Origin of the sequence: Shewanella sp. WE21 (assembly GCF_002966515.1) — a bacterium.
In the GTDB taxonomy this organism is placed as follows: domain Bacteria; phylum Pseudomonadota; class Gammaproteobacteria; order Enterobacterales; family Shewanellaceae; genus Shewanella; species Shewanella oncorhynchi.
This window is the reverse complement of sequence record NZ_CP023019.1, coordinates 25752-42031: the sequence shown is the minus strand read 5'-3', so window position 1 is coordinate 42031 and position 16280 is coordinate 25752. Positions and strand designations below refer to the sequence as shown.

Below are 16280 nucleotides of genomic sequence, written 5' to 3'. Positions count from 1 at the left end.
TTTTTGGATTAAAATCTAGTGTTTTGTATTTGAGATTCAATTAATAACTTATTTAAAGACTCATCATTAATGACTTCACCTAAGCAGTCAATAGACTTAATGTAGGGAACAGTAAAGTTTGGTGATTTATCTTTTTCAATTATTGGTGAAAGTAATTTTTTTGAGTCGAGGCATAGTTTGTGTTTGATATTTTTGTCTTTAGCAGTTTTCGCCTCTAATAAAATGCTTTCTGATAATTTAGATATGTAATTAGTGTTTTGGTGGTATTTTTTAGATAGTTTAAAGAATTCATTTTTTGCTTGCATGACAAATTCTATACTCTCAGAAAATCTCCCTTGTTGTTGTAGGTTTTTTGCTGCTGCCAGAAAGAAACTGGCATAAACATCATCTTTCTTTGATGAAGAGTTTAATGCAATATCTGAGTCAATTAATGATTTTAATCTTTCAATTTCATCACCTACAGAATGAGAGAAAACTAAGACTTTGAAATATTGGTAATACTTTTGGTTTTCCCAAATATCATTATTAGGATCTTTCTCTAGTGCCGCTGAAATAGCTTCTAAACCAAGTCTGGCTTGTTTTAGAGCCTGTTCGGGTTGGGCTTGATAGTCATATAATTCTGCAAGAATTTGATGACTAGCTGATAGCCTATCTAAAATATATGGCTGCTTATTATTTTTGCTTAATTCTTGTTGGAGCTGAGTGTGGATTCGTATTGCCGAAATTACATCGCCTTGTGAAACCGCAGCGCTGGCTAACCAAGAGCGCGTATCCGCCACATCCGCAATCAACTGACTATCCTCAGGCGCTTTTGCCAAGGCGAGCAATTTAAGCCTTAATGACTCTTCAAAATCTTGCTGCGCTTTGGCAAATTCCTGCTGTTTCATCGAAACTGAGCCCAAAGTGTTATGGGCATAGGACAGCTCCATCAGCGCATCTTTATCCTCTGGCGCAAGGGCGTACATGGTTTGGCTGTATTTTAAGTATTGCTCGTAAAAAGGGCGTGACGCCGCCCAATCACTGACATCATATTTTAATTGTCCTAACCAGAACGCATTGGCACCTAAGGTTTTCAGTAGGGCTAAGTTTTCCGGCTGCAATTCGAGTAGTGGCAGCATTTTTTCTTGTGCCGCGAGTAATGCGCTGCGAGCTTCATCGATTTTATTGCGCGAATAGGCCACTTCGCCCATGGCCTCTAAGGTTTGGCCGTGTTGGAAGCGTGCATCAAAACTTAAGTGCGTATCATCTTCTTTATTGGAAAAATCACTGAAATATTCCAGTGCTTTATTGCTGATCCCATCGAGCAAGTCCATACGGCCTATGCCGCGCATCTTGTCGGCGAAGTCACCCACCATAAAGCCGAGTAAATCTTCGGCGGCGAGGCGTTTTTGCAGGGCAAGTTTTTCGGCTTCTATGCTGCGCACGCTCATAATGACGGAGGTTAAGGTGAGGACGCACAGCAGGGTGACGGTTAAGCGCCTAGTCCAGCGCAGCATATTGGCGCGTTTGGTGGAGGCTGCGATAAAGGCGGTTTCGGGATCGTCTAAATCGAATAACGGATTTTGGCTGAGGCTTTGGGCCTCTTTCAACGGCTTGCCGTCGGCGAGCAGATAAGCGCTGTGTTTGGCTTCGCTGAGCCAACGCTTGGATAAATGCTGTAGGCGACTCTTAATGCTTAAGCTGTCGTTATGCTCGCTAATCCAAGCCGTCGCCCGCGGCCAACGGCGTAAAAGTGCTTCGTGGGCGATGCTAAAACAGGGTTCTCCATTTTGCAGATGTGACACGAATAAGCGGCTATCGACCATGGCTTGCACTAGGGCGGTTTCGGCCGTGCTTTGCAGTTGTGACCAGCGAGCGGTGCGGCTGGTGATGGACTTTTCATCTTCGCGCAGGGTCACTAGCAGGGATAAAATCCGTGGTAGGCTGGCTTTTTCGGCATCGCTTAAATGGGAAATCGCTTGCTCGGCATTTTTGCCAATCGCCCCTTCAATACCGCCCAGTGCATGATAAACCGAGACTAATAACTTATCGTCGGCGCTACGTTGCAAATACAAGGCCTGCAGCGTGTATTGCAACATGGGCAACGCATCTGGGTTACTGGCGGCATCGCTGCAGAGCATTTCGTCGAGCGGCATTGCGGTGTCGCTGTCAACTTCCCAGCTTAAGTTGGCAGCCACCGCGGGCAGGCGGATCATTTGTAATAGCTCAGTACGTGTTGGCGGCGCTAAGTCAAAGTGGGCTCCGCGGGCTTTACCCGCCATTAAGCTTGGGTAATTGACCAATAAAGGATAAAAATCGTTGCGACAGGCACTGATGATAATCACGGCTTTTGAGGTGGCGAGTTGCTCCAATAATTCTATGAACTGGGTTCGTTCGGTATCGCTAAATAGCGGTGATGAGAGCAACACTTCTAATCGGTCTATAAACAAGGCAAAAAACGGATTGGAAAAGGGTTTAGCCTTGAGCGCTTGGGTACACTGGTTGATCACGCTTTGGATATCTTCGATAAGTTGAATCGCCAGAGTCTCAGCGCTCATGCCTTCGAATACTGGGATGTCGTTGATTTCCCAGTCGAGCATAGCACTGGCAAGATCGGTGAGTAGTTGTCCTTTACTCACATCGGCAAAATCTAAGCTGCTGAATGACGCGACACCAATGCCGTTATAGCCGTCGCCCTTCATTAAATTGGGCACAACACCCGCATTAATCAGGGAAGATTTACCGCTGCCACTTGGACCTAAGATCAGGCAGAAAGCACGGCCAAACAGGATTTGTTGGCTTATCCGGTTAAGCAAAGTGCTGATTTGTTCACTGCGGCCAAAAAACACCTCGGCATAGTTAGCGCTATAGGCTTGCAGCCCCGGAAAGGGCGAGCCGCCTTGCCAACTCTGTGGGCTGGCGGTGGCTTGGTGTCCGATAGGAAAACGCACTTCGGCTAAGGTACGATAGCCGCGTTTGCGTATGGTTTCTATATAGGTGGGTTCTGTGGCGCTATCGCCTAATGCTCGACGTAACTGATTGATAATCTTGTGTAGTGGATTGTCGCCGGTATCTACACCTGGCCAGCAGTGGCTGACTATTTCATCACTGCTGACGACTTCGCCCGCCCGTTGACAGAGAAATAGCAGCACATCCATCGCCTTGGGCTCAAGTTGTTTGACTTGTTTGCCAAGGAGCAGACTATTGGCGCTGGGATTGATTTGCCATTCACCAAAGAAAAATGTGCTGTCACTCATAACGATGTCCATTTATTGAGTATTGACCATGGCACGGTAAAAACTTGCGCTGTGAGTCACTCTTATTGTTATACGTATTGTTATAAAGATCTGTGCTTGTCATTCAAAGGTTTGACGTCAAGACCTTGACATTATGCCGTTGATGATTGTTATTTAAAAGGAATAACCCTTGATAATCAATGTAAATTTTATCAGGGTGAGGTGTGGTAAATAGTCTTTAGCTTGTCATTTTTATGTCAACAGTTTGTGATTTGCGCTAGATGTTAAATAAGGTGATGGCTTTTAGGTGTAGATTGCAAAAGATCAACAATAAAAAAGTGCCCGTGATTGGGCACTTTGTATTAGAGAGGAACTTAAGGCTAACAAGCCTGACTTATCAGCACGTTAAGCTAAGTATCTTAACGTTAGCCCCTTAACATTGGTCCCTTTGAATTAGCGCGTTAAGGTTAGTGCCTTGGCTTGATAGCTTAATCTGGCCATTTGACCTTGATCTTGCAGTTCTAATTCATTGAGTTCGAAGGGCGGCTGTAAACCCGAGGCTTGAATAAGCTTAGGATCTAACATCAGCTTTAACTTCGGCGACTCTGGGGTCAGCCAATTGGCTGCTTGGGTGCGTAGAATCGCCACCTTTTGACCTTCGGCATTTGTGCCCGTTAACGTGCCACTTAAGCCAAAACGTCCCGCCTCGGCGACCAATAACTCAAAGTTGATTTGGTTAGGCAGGCCTTTATCCCAAACCGTGAGCACTTCGGGCTTGATGCTCGCCGAATTGACATAGGACTTAAAGACAGATTTGACCGTGCGCTGCACAGGACGGCCATCGACTTGGGTTTGCACTGTGATTTCAATTTCACTGAAACCTGCATTGCTGCTCGAAAGTGCAACGCCCGCGGGGATCACCGATTGCCATGTCTCCCCTTGTTTTACCATCGCCAGCGGTTGCATATTGCCATCGGCTTGCTTGAGTTTTGCCTGTGGCACAAAGGCGTTATCACTTTGGCTGAGTGCGAGTTCAAGCCCAAGGGTTTGCGCATCCGCCGCGATGGCGGTGGGGGCTTTGACGCTTAGTTGATAGGGCGAGCCTTTTTCCTTCACATTGACTAAGTAGCTGGCGCTCGGTGTTAACGGCTGGCTGACCTGCAGGCGATATTCGCCCGGTGTGGCCTTCGCCGACATTTGCAGTGCACTGGAATCATCGGTTAACCCTGCGCTAGCCAAAGCATCGGCGTTGACCATCGATTTAACCAGTGACTCACTGGTGTTTATCCCACTGCTGTTGGCTGCTTTGCCTTGGGGTGATTGATTAGGGGTTACGCGCTGAATTTGTACGCGCTCAGGGGCGATAGCCTCGGCGTGCATTAAAGTGCCAGAGCTGGTATCGCCCCGAGGTGCAATGCGCACTAAGCTCGACCCTTGGCTCATGGTGAGGCCCACGCCCGCATTAAGCTGTGCGCCTGTTACATTGACCCAATACTCGTCACTTTGGCTGGCTTGTTCAAGCTTAAGCATACTCGCTTGATACTCACCGTACAGCGGGGTGATAAAGCTAATGTAATCCGTACTGGTGTTGATGGGCGTGAGTGTTGGGCTGGCAATATTGCTATCGACGAGATCGGTATCGCTCGGCGCAGCTAAGGTTAATCCTTTGGCGTACATAGGGCTGGTATTGGTTTTGGGATCTATGGGTGTGGCTTCATCTTGGCAGGCTGCAAGCAGTCCGCTTAGCGCCAAGACACTGGCAAGTTTGCTGAGTGTGTGCATCTTAGTGCTCCTTAAATGTGGTTGCGGATCAGCGTGTCTAAATTGAAACACGCACGGCGGCTCTGTTGATGACTTAGGGGTTCTTGGCCACGGGTCTTTTGTTTATCGGTAAACCAGACAGTGCCAGCCGCCTTTTGTGAGCTGCAATTTAAGAAGCCGTCGGAGCAGCTATCGAGCCAGTTTTGGGTGGTTTCGAGCGCGACTTGGTATTGATAACCCGCGCAGTAACTGTCGCTGTCCCAAATAGCGGAATCAACATCTGAGCCCACCACGACTTCGAAGGGTTTACCCAGCGATGGGCGACCCGCTGTGCCATTAAGCCAAGCGTTGTTGTAGTTTGCCATCCAACCGACTTGCTGTTGTTTCACCGCATTGCTGCCATAGCCTAAGAGCCAGCCTAAGCTGGTTTCGAACACATTACCTTGGTTCACCGCATCGGCCAGCGGCGTACCAGCACTGGAAGGCGCGATGGCGATAACCTTTGAGGTGGCGTTGATCACTGCAGGATAACGGCTGTCCCACGTAGGGTTAGATAAAATCCACCGCACTACGTTGCCACCATTGGAGTGGGTCAGCAGAATTAAGTCGTCGATATTTTTGGCTTCGATAAAGCTATTGAGCTGCGTGGCCAGACAACCTGCGGCGCTTTCTTCCCACATATATTGGTCAAAGTCGCAGTTGATCACTGTGTAATTGTTTGGCACTGGGATGCCTTGGCGCACTGAGCTAACAAATTCGGGCGTCCAGTAATCGGCTAAGGCATTGGTCTGGTGACCCGTACCATGGATAAAGGCGACTCCGGTTGCGGCTAACGTTACTGGGCTGACAGCGAACAGACCCAAGAGCATGAGGGCTTTTTTGATCTTCATGGCTATATCTCGTGTTGTTGGTCTTGTTGATTGTGGCCGCCAGTCCGTTGCGACAGTTTAGGGCAAGTCAGTTAATGCAGGATCTGCCGTAAATAAGCTTGAAATCGGCTGGCATGGCTCGGTTTATAGGCGCTTAAGCGCGGGTTACTCACTTTGGGTAAAACATGACTTAAGGCCTGAATACGACGGGATAGCGTGAATGCGCTAGTTTAGGTTGGCATCAAATGTGATTGCCGTAACTTAGCTATTATCAACAGGACTTAACTCAAGCTTATTAACCTAGACGCAACATTTTAAGCTGGCAAGTAAAACAATCATCATAAAATGCAATCGCGGGGTCGCATTTTGAACGGTTCGTTTTAATGTCAAACTAAAGGTTGGTAACCTGATGATAAGCAATGCCTAATAAACTAAATTGTGCTTTATCGTGTTTGAAATATCGATTTGCTTACACAAAAGAATTTTCTGTGACACCCGCTTAGTGTTTGAGTTAATCGGTTTATCATTCTGTATATAAAGGTTTTTTGTGATAAATAATTCAAACTCGCCCATTTACTCTGGGATATGGGTATCACTTTAGTGCATTTAAAGACTAAACCGATTAGGCTGAGCTGAGGTAAAGTGGGATAAACGGGATAAGAACCAACATTGCCGAGATGATATTCTTCTTATCTTAATCAGTCATCTGAGCCATGGATTGACTGGGAGTAGAAAAAGTAGCGCGATATGGGCAGGTTTAATCTAAATAGACAACAAACACGGGAGAATAAGTTTGGCGATAGAACATAATAAGATGGTGAGTTGCTTAAGTGGACTGCAATGTCGCACTAATTTCACCATAAAAAACATTACTGAATACATGCTCCCAGAAACCAAAGAGGCTTTCTATTTACACCTCGACGGTAAATCACCAAACTTGATTATTCGTCCCGCATTCGAAGTCTTTTCCGGCGAACTTGCCACTATTGCAGGCGTGCATGCCAAATACGACTATTTCCACAATGCCGAGATGACACGTTTCCCCAAACGTTTACATAAGAGTTTGACCGAAACCCACTATGGCCTTGCCTTTAGTTTTGACACGGTTGAAGCCGTACAGCAATTCATTACCCGTTTGAGTGCGATAGTGAAAGGCACATAAGCTTTTACTGTATAAATCTTTAATAGAAGGCCGCTTAATTTTTCGATTGAACGGTATCTAAATTTTAACCATGCAGTCCTAGGGTTAAATTCCTCAATATCAATGAAAATGAGGAATTTAACTGCTGCCTTTTTACGCGGCTTTTCAGTATATTCATCAATAGATGAATTTTGCTGGAGCTTGCCATGTCGCTTATTCCCGGTCGCCCAAAGGGGGTTGTGCCATTTACCGCCCAAACTGAATCACAGCCGCAGACTCCTGGTCGTCCGAAAGGGGATTCCGATGCCCGCCAACGCTTAATTATCGCAGCCCTAAGTCTCTTCAGTCATCGCAGTTATCCCAGCGTTTCTACCCGTGAAATTGCTCGCGAAGCCGAGGTTGATGCCGCGCTTATTCGTTATTATTTTGGTTCAAAATCGGGCCTGTTCGAACAAATGGTGCGGGAAACCCTTGAGCCCGTATTAGCGCGTTTTCGCGAAATATCCGCCGCGGATGCCCCTAATAACTTGGGTGAACTTATGCAGACATATTATCGTGTTATGGCACCTAACCTGGGATTGCCACGGTTGATTATACGGGTGTTACAGGAAGGCGATGGCTCAGAACCCTATCGCATTATGTTGTCTGTTTTTGAGCAAATTTTATCCCTCTCGCGGCAATGGCTCGAATCCACATTAGTCAATGCGGGGCTATTGAAGGAGGGATTAGATCCCGATTTAGCACGCCTCAGTTTCGTGAGTCTGATGGTCTTTCCGCTTATTGCGCCCCCGGTGTTAATGCGTCAGTTCGGCTTTTTTAGTGCTGATGCTGATGGTTTACAGCGTTTAGCGCTGCACAATATGCAGGTTTTTACCCAAGGTGTACTGCGTGAACCGAGGAAGTCGTAATGAGTGTGAATTTTAAAATTCTGACGCACGTGAGTGTGGGTTGTGTGATCTTGCTATTAGTCGGCTGCACTGAAGCGCCGCCCAGAGTACTTGGCACTGTCGAGCGGGACAGGCTGACGCTTACCGCGCCCGTAGGTGAGTTGATTACTCAAGTGAATGTGGTTGAAGGTCAACAGGTTAAGGCGGGTGAGGTGTTAATTCAGCTCGATACAACCTCTGCTAATGCGCGCCTCGCCCTGCGCCAAGCCGAGCTTGAACAGGCTAAAGCTAAACTTTCTGAGGCGGTCACAGGTGCGCGTTTAGAGGATATAGAACGCGCCAAGGCCGTGCTCGACGGGGCAAATGCCAGCGTGAAAGAGGCTCAGCGAGCCTTTGAACGAACAAACCGTTTATTTGCCACTAAAGTACTTAGCCAAGCGGATTTAGATACGGCCCGTGCGGCGCGGGATACCAGTTTCGCTAAGCAAGCCGAGGCTCAGCAAAGCCTGCGACTACTAGAAAATGGCACCCGTAGTGAGCAGCTAGAGCAGGCCAAAGCGGCGGTGGCTGCAGCTCGCGCCAGTGTAGCCATCGAACAAAAAGCCTTAGCAGACTTGAGCTTAGTGGCGGCGCGTGATGCCGTTGTCGATACGTTGCCTTGGCGAGTCGGCGATCGCATTGCCGCAGGCACCCAGTTGATTGGTTTGCTGGCGAGCGAGGATCCCTATGTGCGGGTTTACCTGCCCGCGACTTGGTTAGACAGAGTGAAGGCGGGTGATAGCGTCAATATTCTTGTAGATGGCCGCGAGATACCGATTGCTGGCACTGTGCGCAATATCCGCAGTCAACCTGCTTACACGCCATTTTATGCGCTGAATGAACGTGATCGAGCGCGGCTGATGTATTTGACCGATATTACTATTTCCGCCACAGATCAGGATCTACCTACCGGCATGGCATTAGAAGTTGAACTCGATGTGCTGCAACTCGATGTGCTGCAAGGAGTGCAGCAAAAAGTGGAGCAGCCATGAAAAGCGCTGATTTTGCTATCGAGACCCAAGGGATGACCCGCGCCTTTGGTGGTGTTAATGCGGTGGAAAACCTCGACCTCGCCATTCCCAAGGGCACAATTTATGGGTTTCTCGGCCCCAATGGCTGCGGAAAATCGACTTCAATTCGTATGTTGACTGGGTTACTGAGTCCCACATCGGGGAATATCCGCGTATTGGGTGAAACCTTACCCGGCGCCGAGGAAAAACTGCGTCGCCGCATTGGCTATATGACGCAAAAATTCTCCCTGTACGACAATCTTTCGGTGCGGGAAAACTTAGAGTTTGTCGCGCAAATTTATGGCCTTAACCGCCGAGCATCAAAGCTGCGAATAGCCGAGTTAGTCACGCTATACGATTTAGTCGGCCGCGAGAAACAAATGGCGGGCTCCATGAGTGGCGGCCAGAAACAGCGTTTGGCCTTAGCGGCAGCGACCTTGCATCACCCCGAATTATTGTTTCTCGATGAGCCGACATCGGCGGTCGATCCCGAGAATCGGCGCGAGTTTTGGGAGCGCTTATTCGATCTCTGTGCCCAAGGCACCACGATTCTTGTGTCGACTCACTATATGGATGAAGCCGAGCGTTGCCATGGTCTTGCGATTTTAGAGCGCGGGATAAAACGCGCCGACGGTTCACCCCAGCAGCTGATGGCGGCGATGGGGGCTCGGGTGGTTGAGATCTCAGGGGACGACTTACGCACTTTAAAACAATCATTGATCAGCGAGTCTGCGGTATTGTCGGCGGCGCAAATCGGCAGTCGTTTGCGGGTGTTAGTGCGCAGCAATATTGAAGATCCGCTTGCTTGGCTTAAGCCAAGAGTTGCCAGCCGGACGATGGAAGAAGTGCGCGCTAGCTTAGAAGATGTGTTTGTCACTTGCACCGGCGAGCGCTTGGCTGGGGTTTCCAAGGGAGAGACTGACCATGTGGCGTAGGATTTTTGCGATTGTGGTCAAAGAGCTGCGGCAGTTGTCGCGGGATCGCATGACCTTTGGCATGATAATCATGATCCCGCTGGTGCAACTGATGTTGTTTGGTTATGCCATCAATACCGATGCTCGCCATCTGCCTGCTGGGTTAGTCAATTTAAGTGATTCAGCCTACAGTCGCGCACTGGTTAAGGCGGTGGAAGCAACGCAGGTGGTGGATTTAAAACAACGTTATTTAAGTGCCGCGGAGGCTGAGGCGGCGATCACTCGCGGCGAAGTCAAAGCCGTGCTGTATTTGCCCGCCGATCTCGATGAGCGTTTAGTGCGTCACCCAAGCTTTGTGGGTCAGCAATATTTAACCCAGTCCTATATCGCACAACCCGCTGGCCAATGGCTGGTGGATGGTTCAGATACGGTTGTCGCTTCAACTATTCGTAGCCTAAGGCAAATGCCACTGGATGAAGTCGCAGGAAGAGCACTAAAAACGGCGATACCGAGTTTTGAAGTGGTGCAATATTTCAACCCAGAACAACGTTCTGTGGTCAACATAGTGCCCGGTCTGTTGGGCGTGATTTTGACTATGACCATGGTGATGTTCACCTCCGCCGCCATAGTGCGTGAGCGCGAGCAGGGCAATATGGAGTTTTTGATCACTACGCCTGTGCGGCCACTGGAGTTGATGCTGGGTAAAATCGTGCCCTATGTGATGGTTGGCTTTGTGCAAGTGACCATTATCCTGAGCGCAGGGCATCTGTTGTTCGATGTGCCCATTCGCGGCGGGCTTGATTCCATCGCCCTTGCTGCTATGTTGTTCATTTGCGCCAGTTTAACCTTAGGATTAGTGATTTCGACCATAGCGAAAACCCAGTTGCAATCGATGCAGATGACGGTATTTATCCTCCTGCCATCGATTCTCTTGTCGGGATTCATGTTCCCCTACGAAGCCATGCCTATCGCGGCGCAGTGGATTGCCGAAGCCTTACCCGCAACCCATTTTATGCGCATGTCACGGGCCATAGTGCTGCGCGATGCCCAAGTGATGGATCTGCAATTTGATGCCCTGTGGATGATAGGTTTTACTTGTATTGGGTTATTGATTGCCAGTATGAGATTTTCGAAGCGCTTGGATTAACCCTGTACTGAGTTTCATCATCAAGGGCGAAGTGCCGAGTTTTGATATAGCGCAAATTATCAGTAAACAGTCGCGCTAAGCCATTGAAATCGATGTTGCTTAATTAGGATATCCCTTACACTGCCGCTAGGGCGATTGCCGCCATCATGCTTAGCGAAGGGAATTCATTATGCCTCCAATCATTTGTCATAGCGCGCTCGATGCGGTTGCTTTAATTCAAAGCGGCGAGACGCTGTGGACTCATTCCATGGGCGCCACACCGCGCATTTTATTAGATGCGTTGGCGCAGCATGCACTCACCAAAGAAAATCTCACCCTGTTACAGTTACATACTGAAGGCGCCGAATCCTTAAGCCATCCCCGTTTACAGGGGCATTTACGCCATCGATGTTTTTTCGGTGGGCTGCCAACGCGGGCATTACTGCAAAGTGGTGACGCGGATTATGTGCCGATTTTCCTGTCTGAAGTGCCTAAGTTATTTCGTTCCGGCGAGCAAAAAATAGATACCGCAATTATCCAAGTGTCGCCACCCGATAAGCATGGCATGTGTTCCTTAGGCATTTCGGTTGAAGCAACGCTCGCAGCTTGCCAAGTCGCGGGTAAGATCATCGCTCATATTAATCCACAAATGCCGCGCACCCATGGCGACAGCTTTATCCATATCGACCGTTTTGCCGCTGTGTACGAACAGAGCGCGGCGTTACCCATTCATTCTTTCGCGACGGGGGATGCGGTGAGTTTGGCGATCGGTAAAAATGTTGCCCAATTAGTGCGTAATGGCGATTGTTTGCAAATGGGCATAGGTGCGATCCCCGATGCCGTGCTGTCTTGCTTAACCGAACATAAAGACTTAGGCGTCCACACAGAGCTATTTTCTGACGGTATATTGCAACTGGTTGAAAAAGGTGTGATTAACAACAGCAAGAAGCGTTTTTATCCGGGAAAACTCGTCACAGGTTTCGCCCTGGGTAGCCAGAAATTATACGACTATGTTGATGATAATCCTGCGGTCATCTTTATGGACATAGAGCAAGTTAACGATACGGCCATTATCCGTAAAAATCCCAATGTGATGGCGATTAACTCGGCGCTGCAGGTCGACCTTTCAGGCCAAGTGTGTGCCGATTCCATTGGCACTAAAATCTATTCCGGTGTTGGCGGCCAGATGGATTTCATCCGCGGAGCAGGGTTATCTGAAGGTGGTCGTTCTGTTATTGCGCTGCCCAGCACGGCTGCGGGCGGCACGCTTTCTCGCATTGCCAGCGTGTTATCACCTGGCGCAGGGGTTGTCACCACTCGGGCCCATGTGCATTACATTGTGACCGAATACGGCGCAGCTAATCTACGCGGCCGTTCACTGCGCGAACGGGCACAAGCGCTGATCGCCATCGCTCACCCAGATTTTAGGGAACAACTGAGTCGTGATGCCTTTGAGGTGTGGGGATTAAATCTATAGCATTGTAAATCTTGGTGTTATGGCTTGCTGCCGAGTTTGCAGTGGTGCAAGCTCGTTTGAGCGTAAAGGGTTGGTTTTAATACGTCGTTTAATCGCGGTAAAGAGTCATTCGTCTGTCCCGATATGGTATAAACTCTTGGCGGGTTTGACCGACAGACTTATAAATAAAGGAGTCAATAATTTAAATGGATGAGATTGAATTAAAAGCATATTTAACAGAGAGGGTGTTATCTTTTTGTACGCGCTGGAACAGTATCGAAAATACCCTCTATACCGAAAGAACTGCCGAAGAAGATAAGCTACGGCAGGAATTGCCAGTGGCTGAATTCCATTATGCGAAGCAAACCGATTGGTTTGCTTTACTGAGTGAGCAAATAGCGCCATTATTTGACGATTTTTGTACCGATAAGCCCCGTGTTTACGGCGGAAAAGTGCGTAATTCCTTCGGGTTTCCTTCAAAATTTAATGGTTGCGATCATCCTCTTGAAGTGCAAATTACTTTAAAAAGTAAAAGCAGAGCCGAAATCTATATTAAAACCAACACTAACTTCGAAGATGAGTATTTGTTTATTGCTCTTAAAAAAGCCGATGAATGGCGTATCGATAGCTATAAAAATCGTCGCTATGGCAATGAGAAATGGAGCGTACAAATCCTTTAATTCAGCTTAATCTCAATGCTTGACGTCAGTAAAAAATGACTAAAGCATTGAGTTTAGTAACGTCGGTTTAATTTAAGTGATGCACTGAGACACAAAAAATATTGTGTAAATGGAACATCTTTATGCCATTAGATAATGCTCTTATTGCTCGAATCAAAGCCGAGACATTGCGGTTTACAACGGTTGAGGTTGAGCAATTTTTATTAGCTCATCCTGATAAAACCTTTTATGCCTTTGCTTTTGACACCCATGCTGAATACGCAGAATTAAATCTTTGTTTTAATACAGAGGCAGATTTTCAGCAGCGATTGGCCTATTACCAGTCTGGGGAATGGGCTGAGTCATACCAAAGCCCTGAGGCTATCCAAGAACTTAAATTCAATACAGGTGACTGGGAGTATCAATGTTTTAGTACATGTTACCTGCTTTCAGAGGATGAGTTGCAGACGATTCAACAGAGCTTACCCGAGGATGACTTTAGTGAGTGGGAGGAGATAGCACGGCAAATACGCGCAGTGTTTAACGAATGTCTAGTGCTGTTTACCCAAACTGAAGTCTATCAAGCGATTCCTAAAACCGATGGTTTTATGGCCTTTAGTATCGACCATGATGAAGATGTTGCTGATATGCTGGCCGATAGATTTTTATAAAATTGATTTTAAACACTTTAAAATCATTAACATCTACGTTAATTAGTAGGCCCTGATTTCCAATTGCTCGATTATCTTGTTGCCTTGCTCAAGCCCTACATGGTTAACAATCATCGCTTTAATTAGTTCAACATAAGTTGGCTGGATATTGACGTTATCATCGAAAAGGGCTTCATCCGTTTCAGTGATAAGAGCCGCAATTTCATTAAAGCTGCCTAGTATGAGTTGTTATGAGGATTTCCCCATGCACTCTGCTAACAGTTTGACGAAAAAGTCGCTGCCTTTGCGTTCGCAAAAGGCGATGTTACGTTCTGGGATGGTTTCGGGATTGTTGTAGTTAGCAAGGGCTAACTCCATGCTGGCTTCGCGGATGATGTGCAGGGTTGGGTAGGGCGCGCGGTTGGTGAAGTTGGCTGCCCCGTCCTGTGGTTCGCCATCGAAACAATAGTCTGGGTGGAAGGTGGCGAGTTGGTAGGTGCCTTCGTACTCGTGTTCGATAAGCGTATCGGTTGCCATGTCGATGAGGTCGAGGTAGGCATAAAACCCCTCAAAACCACGGGGCAGAATAAACAGTGTGGTTTCGGCTTCGGGGTGGGCGTCGAGGTATTGACATTCTTCGATCAATGCCTTGAGTACGAGTTTGACTTTGGTTTGTTCCACCACCAGATACCGAATACTGCCGCGCTCGACTTCTTGTCTGGCAAAGGGGCAAATATTGTATTTCATGATCACTTTTTTCACCCAGTCGTCGGTTTGTTGAGTGATCATGTCAATTTCGTTCATGGCGGTTGTTTGCTCGTGCTTAAAAATTAGGGGGCGATCATAGGGATGATAGACGCCACAAGCAAGAGCGCCATAGTGATATTAAAAATCTTCTGTTGGCGCTCATTTTTTAAAATGCGTTTAAGGGCTACACCAAAGCCGAGCCAGACGATAGCGCAGGGAAATGCGACGCACAAAAATACCGTTGCGATAGTGATGACCTGCGGGGTCAAATCCTGCTGTACTGACGTGAACGTCGCAATCGCGCCCACGGCCATGATCCAGCCCTTAGGGTTGACCCATTGAAAGGCCGCGGCTTGGATAAAACTAAAGGGTTTAGCAATGGCTTTGCCTTCCATCTTGCTACTGCTGTTGGCAATCAACCAAGACAGATACAAAAGGTAACCTATGCCGACGACTTTAATCACTTGATGGATGATAGGATAGCTTTGGAATAGGGCGCTTAAGCCCAAACCTATCGCGAGGATCATGGTCGGGAAGCCAAGGCTTATTCCCATAAGATGCGGAATACTGCGTTTTACGCCAAAGTTTACCCCTGAGGTCATTAGCATAATATTGTTAGGCCCTGGGGTGATCCCAGATGAAAAGGCAAACAACGCGATAGCGAGTATTAACTCCATAGATAGATCCACACCTTTATTTTAGTTTTATGGCATTGTGATTATTTGCCGCATTGAGCCTGCGATTTACTCATCGGACGGTACGCAATACTGTGTTGCTATTATTTATAATTGCGACATTTGATTGCAACGCAGGCGAGGCATTCTAGCGATTAAATGTTGCCGCGCCTATACGACATAGCGAGTTTATAAACTAAAAAGAATAACAAAATATGTACATGCCTCGATGGGATTAATGGCGTGAGAATAGGGCTAGCGCAGTTTGATGGTTTTCTGTGTTAGTACGAATATCAAGATATATTGGAATATGCAGATTTAACACTATGATGGATATCAGCTTTCGGTTTTAGTAATAGCAACTTATCCTTAGACAGCATTTTATAGATTGAGGTAACAGGGCATGATGAATCCATCATTACATAGTGAGCTAAGTAGAGTGCTAAATCGACAGCTCAGTCGAGTTCCTTGCTGGGTTCCCGACCGAGTGTTAAGTCGGTATTTGAGAGTGTTAATACTGCTTTTTAGCAGCGTATTAGGTCTTACTGGGTGCGTGACTGTGACGGATAACGCGGCGCAGCCTTTGCGAACCACAATCGTGATGTCTGGCGATCTCAGTGAATTACCGTCAACGGCAATGACATTCACTTGGCATCCTAAATTTCAAAAAATCATCACGGATAAACGCTTAGATCCGCAGCCAGTGTTGCAACACATGCAAGCCGTATTAAAGCAAACTTTGCAGAGTAAGGGATATCGCTGGGTTGAAGATCCACTACTGGCGGATTTTCAGGTTGGTTTTGGCGTCGCTATGGGAACTGAAATGAGCGATGAACAAATTTTGGCAGTGACAGGGTTAGTCGCTGGGCTGTCAACCGACGGTGTGAATACCCAAAAGTATGACAAAGGTACCGTGGTGATAGCGCTCTTTAAACCCACTAAAATACAGGGCGTTGATGAGCCAATTTGGCGTGTGCTTGCCCAAGGTTTTGGCAACATTAAAAAGATGGATGAGCTAACCGAAAATTTCGACAGTCTCATTGCCAGTATGTTGGCCAATATGCCGTCGGTTAATCTGGCTCCTTAGTCAGCGTTTGAGCTTTAGTTCAGTTCTAAGTGAATTGAGTCAGCA

General features: G+C 47.4%; 14 protein-coding genes. 9 read left to right on the top strand and 5 right to left on the bottom strand.

Annotated elements, in window-relative coordinates; all coding sequences use genetic code 11:
* Positions 1 to 8 precede the first annotated feature (8 nt).
* The 3 genes from CKQ84_RS00190 to CKQ84_RS00180 all read right to left on the bottom strand — a co-directional run bounded on the left by CKQ84_RS00190 (position 9) and on the right by CKQ84_RS00180 (position 5866).
* Positions 9 to 3236 carry a winged helix-turn-helix domain-containing protein gene (locus CKQ84_RS00190; RefSeq protein ID WP_105249690.1) on the bottom strand — a complete coding sequence of 1076 codons (3228 nt, stop codon included), beginning with the start codon at positions 3234 to 3236 and terminating at the stop codon, positions 9 to 11.
* Positions 3237 to 3668: 432 nt separating this feature from the next.
* Complete coding sequence (locus CKQ84_RS00185) at positions 3669 to 4997, bottom strand: DUF4785 domain-containing protein (protein WP_105249689.1); 1329 nt, start codon at positions 4995 to 4997, stop codon at positions 3669 to 3671.
* 11 nt (positions 4998 to 5008) lie between these two features.
* Entirely contained in the window at positions 5009 to 5866 is an 858-nt protein-coding gene (locus CKQ84_RS00180; RefSeq protein WP_105249688.1) for a hypothetical protein, read from the bottom strand.
* Positions 5867 to 6659: 793 nt separating this feature from the next.
* On the opposite strand from CKQ84_RS00180, the gene CKQ84_RS00175 reads away from it, so the two are divergent.
* From CKQ84_RS00175 to CKQ84_RS00140, 8 genes are all read left to right on the top strand, one after another.
* Positions 6660 to 7007, top strand: a complete 348-nt coding sequence (locus CKQ84_RS00175; RefSeq protein WP_105249687.1) for a hypothetical protein — start codon at positions 6660 to 6662, stop codon at positions 7005 to 7007.
* Positions 7008 to 7192: 185 nt separating this feature from the next.
* Positions 7193 to 7894, top strand: coding sequence for a TetR/AcrR family transcriptional regulator (locus CKQ84_RS00170; RefSeq protein WP_105249686.1), 702 nt, complete (start codon positions 7193 to 7195; stop codon positions 7892 to 7894).
* Complete coding sequence (locus CKQ84_RS00165; protein WP_105249685.1) at positions 7894 to 8904, top strand: HlyD family secretion protein; 1011 nt, start codon at positions 7894 to 7896, stop codon at positions 8902 to 8904. Before CKQ84_RS00170 ends, CKQ84_RS00165 begins: the two co-directional genes overlap by 1 nt.
* Positions 8901 to 9857, top strand: coding sequence for an ABC transporter ATP-binding protein (locus CKQ84_RS00160; protein WP_105249684.1), 957 nt, complete (start codon positions 8901 to 8903; stop codon positions 9855 to 9857). The genes CKQ84_RS00165 and CKQ84_RS00160 overlap by 4 nt, the downstream gene beginning before the upstream one ends.
* The gene (locus CKQ84_RS00155; protein ID WP_105249683.1) at positions 9847 to 10983 is read left to right on the top strand and encodes an ABC transporter permease; all 1137 of its coding nucleotides are present in this window, start codon (positions 9847 to 9849) and stop codon (positions 10981 to 10983) included. Before CKQ84_RS00160 ends, CKQ84_RS00155 begins: the two co-directional genes overlap by 11 nt.
* A gap of 169 nt (positions 10984 to 11152) precedes the next feature.
* A complete protein-coding gene (locus tag CKQ84_RS00150; RefSeq protein ID WP_105249682.1) occupies positions 11153 to 12439 on the top strand; it encodes an acetyl-CoA hydrolase/transferase family protein in 1287 nt (428 codons plus the stop codon).
* 185 nt (positions 12440 to 12624) lie between these two features.
* Positions 12625 to 13098, top strand: a complete 474-nt coding sequence (locus CKQ84_RS00145) for an NTF2 fold immunity protein (protein ID WP_105249681.1) — start codon at positions 12625 to 12627, stop codon at positions 13096 to 13098.
* Between the two features lie 122 nt (positions 13099 to 13220).
* A complete protein-coding gene (locus CKQ84_RS00140) occupies positions 13221 to 13748 on the top strand; it encodes a DUF4303 domain-containing protein (protein WP_105249680.1) in 528 nt (175 codons plus the stop codon).
* 228 nt (positions 13749 to 13976) lie between these two features.
* Here the strand turns inward: CKQ84_RS00140 and CKQ84_RS00135 are convergent, their stop codons facing one another.
* Both CKQ84_RS00135 and CKQ84_RS00130 read right to left on the bottom strand, forming a co-directional pair.
* Complete coding sequence (locus CKQ84_RS00135) at positions 13977 to 14531, bottom strand: DUF1415 domain-containing protein (RefSeq protein ID WP_105249679.1); 555 nt, start codon at positions 14529 to 14531, stop codon at positions 13977 to 13979.
* A gap of 26 nt (positions 14532 to 14557) precedes the next feature.
* Positions 14558 to 15151: a LysE family translocator gene (locus CKQ84_RS00130; RefSeq protein ID WP_028760538.1), complete on the bottom strand. Its 594-nt coding sequence runs from the start codon at positions 15149 to 15151 to the stop codon at positions 14558 to 14560.
* Positions 15152 to 15551: 400 nt separating this feature from the next.
* On the opposite strand from CKQ84_RS00130, the gene CKQ84_RS00125 reads away from it, so the two are divergent.
* Positions 15552 to 16235 (top strand): DUF4136 domain-containing protein, encoded by a 684-nt coding sequence (locus CKQ84_RS00125; RefSeq protein ID WP_105249678.1) that lies wholly within the window; start codon positions 15552 to 15554, stop codon positions 16233 to 16235.
* Positions 16236 to 16280: the final 45 nt, after the last annotated feature.

Excerpts from the sequence above, each read along its gene's own strand:
- CKQ84_RS00190 (WP_105249690.1), bottom strand. The coding sequence starts at position 3,236 with ATGAGTGACAGCACATTTTTCTTTGGTGAATGGCAAATCAATCCCAGC.
- CKQ84_RS00185 (WP_105249689.1), bottom strand. The coding sequence starts at position 4,997 with ATGCACACACTCAGCAAACTTGCCAGTGTCTTGGCGCTAAGCGGACTG.
- CKQ84_RS00180 (WP_105249688.1), bottom strand. The coding sequence starts at position 5,866 with ATGAAGATCAAAAAAGCCCTCATGCTCTTGGGTCTGTTCGCTGTCAGC.
- CKQ84_RS00175 (WP_105249687.1), top strand. The coding sequence starts at position 6,660 with ATGGTGAGTTGCTTAAGTGGACTGCAATGTCGCACTAATTTCACCATA.
- CKQ84_RS00170 (WP_105249686.1), top strand. The coding sequence starts at position 7,193 with ATGTCGCTTATTCCCGGTCGCCCAAAGGGGGTTGTGCCATTTACCGCC.
- CKQ84_RS00165 (WP_105249685.1), top strand. The coding sequence starts at position 7,894 with ATGAGTGTGAATTTTAAAATTCTGACGCACGTGAGTGTGGGTTGTGTG.
- CKQ84_RS00160 (WP_105249684.1), top strand. The coding sequence starts at position 8,901 with ATGAAAAGCGCTGATTTTGCTATCGAGACCCAAGGGATGACCCGCGCC.
- CKQ84_RS00155 (WP_105249683.1), top strand. The coding sequence starts at position 9,847 with ATGTGGCGTAGGATTTTTGCGATTGTGGTCAAAGAGCTGCGGCAGTTG.
- CKQ84_RS00150 (WP_105249682.1), top strand. The coding sequence starts at position 11,153 with ATGCCTCCAATCATTTGTCATAGCGCGCTCGATGCGGTTGCTTTAATT.
- CKQ84_RS00145 (WP_105249681.1), top strand. The coding sequence starts at position 12,625 with ATGGATGAGATTGAATTAAAAGCATATTTAACAGAGAGGGTGTTATCT.
- CKQ84_RS00140 (WP_105249680.1), top strand. The coding sequence starts at position 13,221 with ATGCCATTAGATAATGCTCTTATTGCTCGAATCAAAGCCGAGACATTG.
- CKQ84_RS00135 (WP_105249679.1), bottom strand. The coding sequence starts at position 14,531 with ATGAACGAAATTGACATGATCACTCAACAAACCGACGACTGGGTGAAA.
- CKQ84_RS00130 (WP_028760538.1), bottom strand. The coding sequence starts at position 15,151 with ATGGAGTTAATACTCGCTATCGCGTTGTTTGCCTTTTCATCTGGGATC.
- CKQ84_RS00125 (WP_105249678.1), top strand. The coding sequence starts at position 15,552 with ATGATGAATCCATCATTACATAGTGAGCTAAGTAGAGTGCTAAATCGA.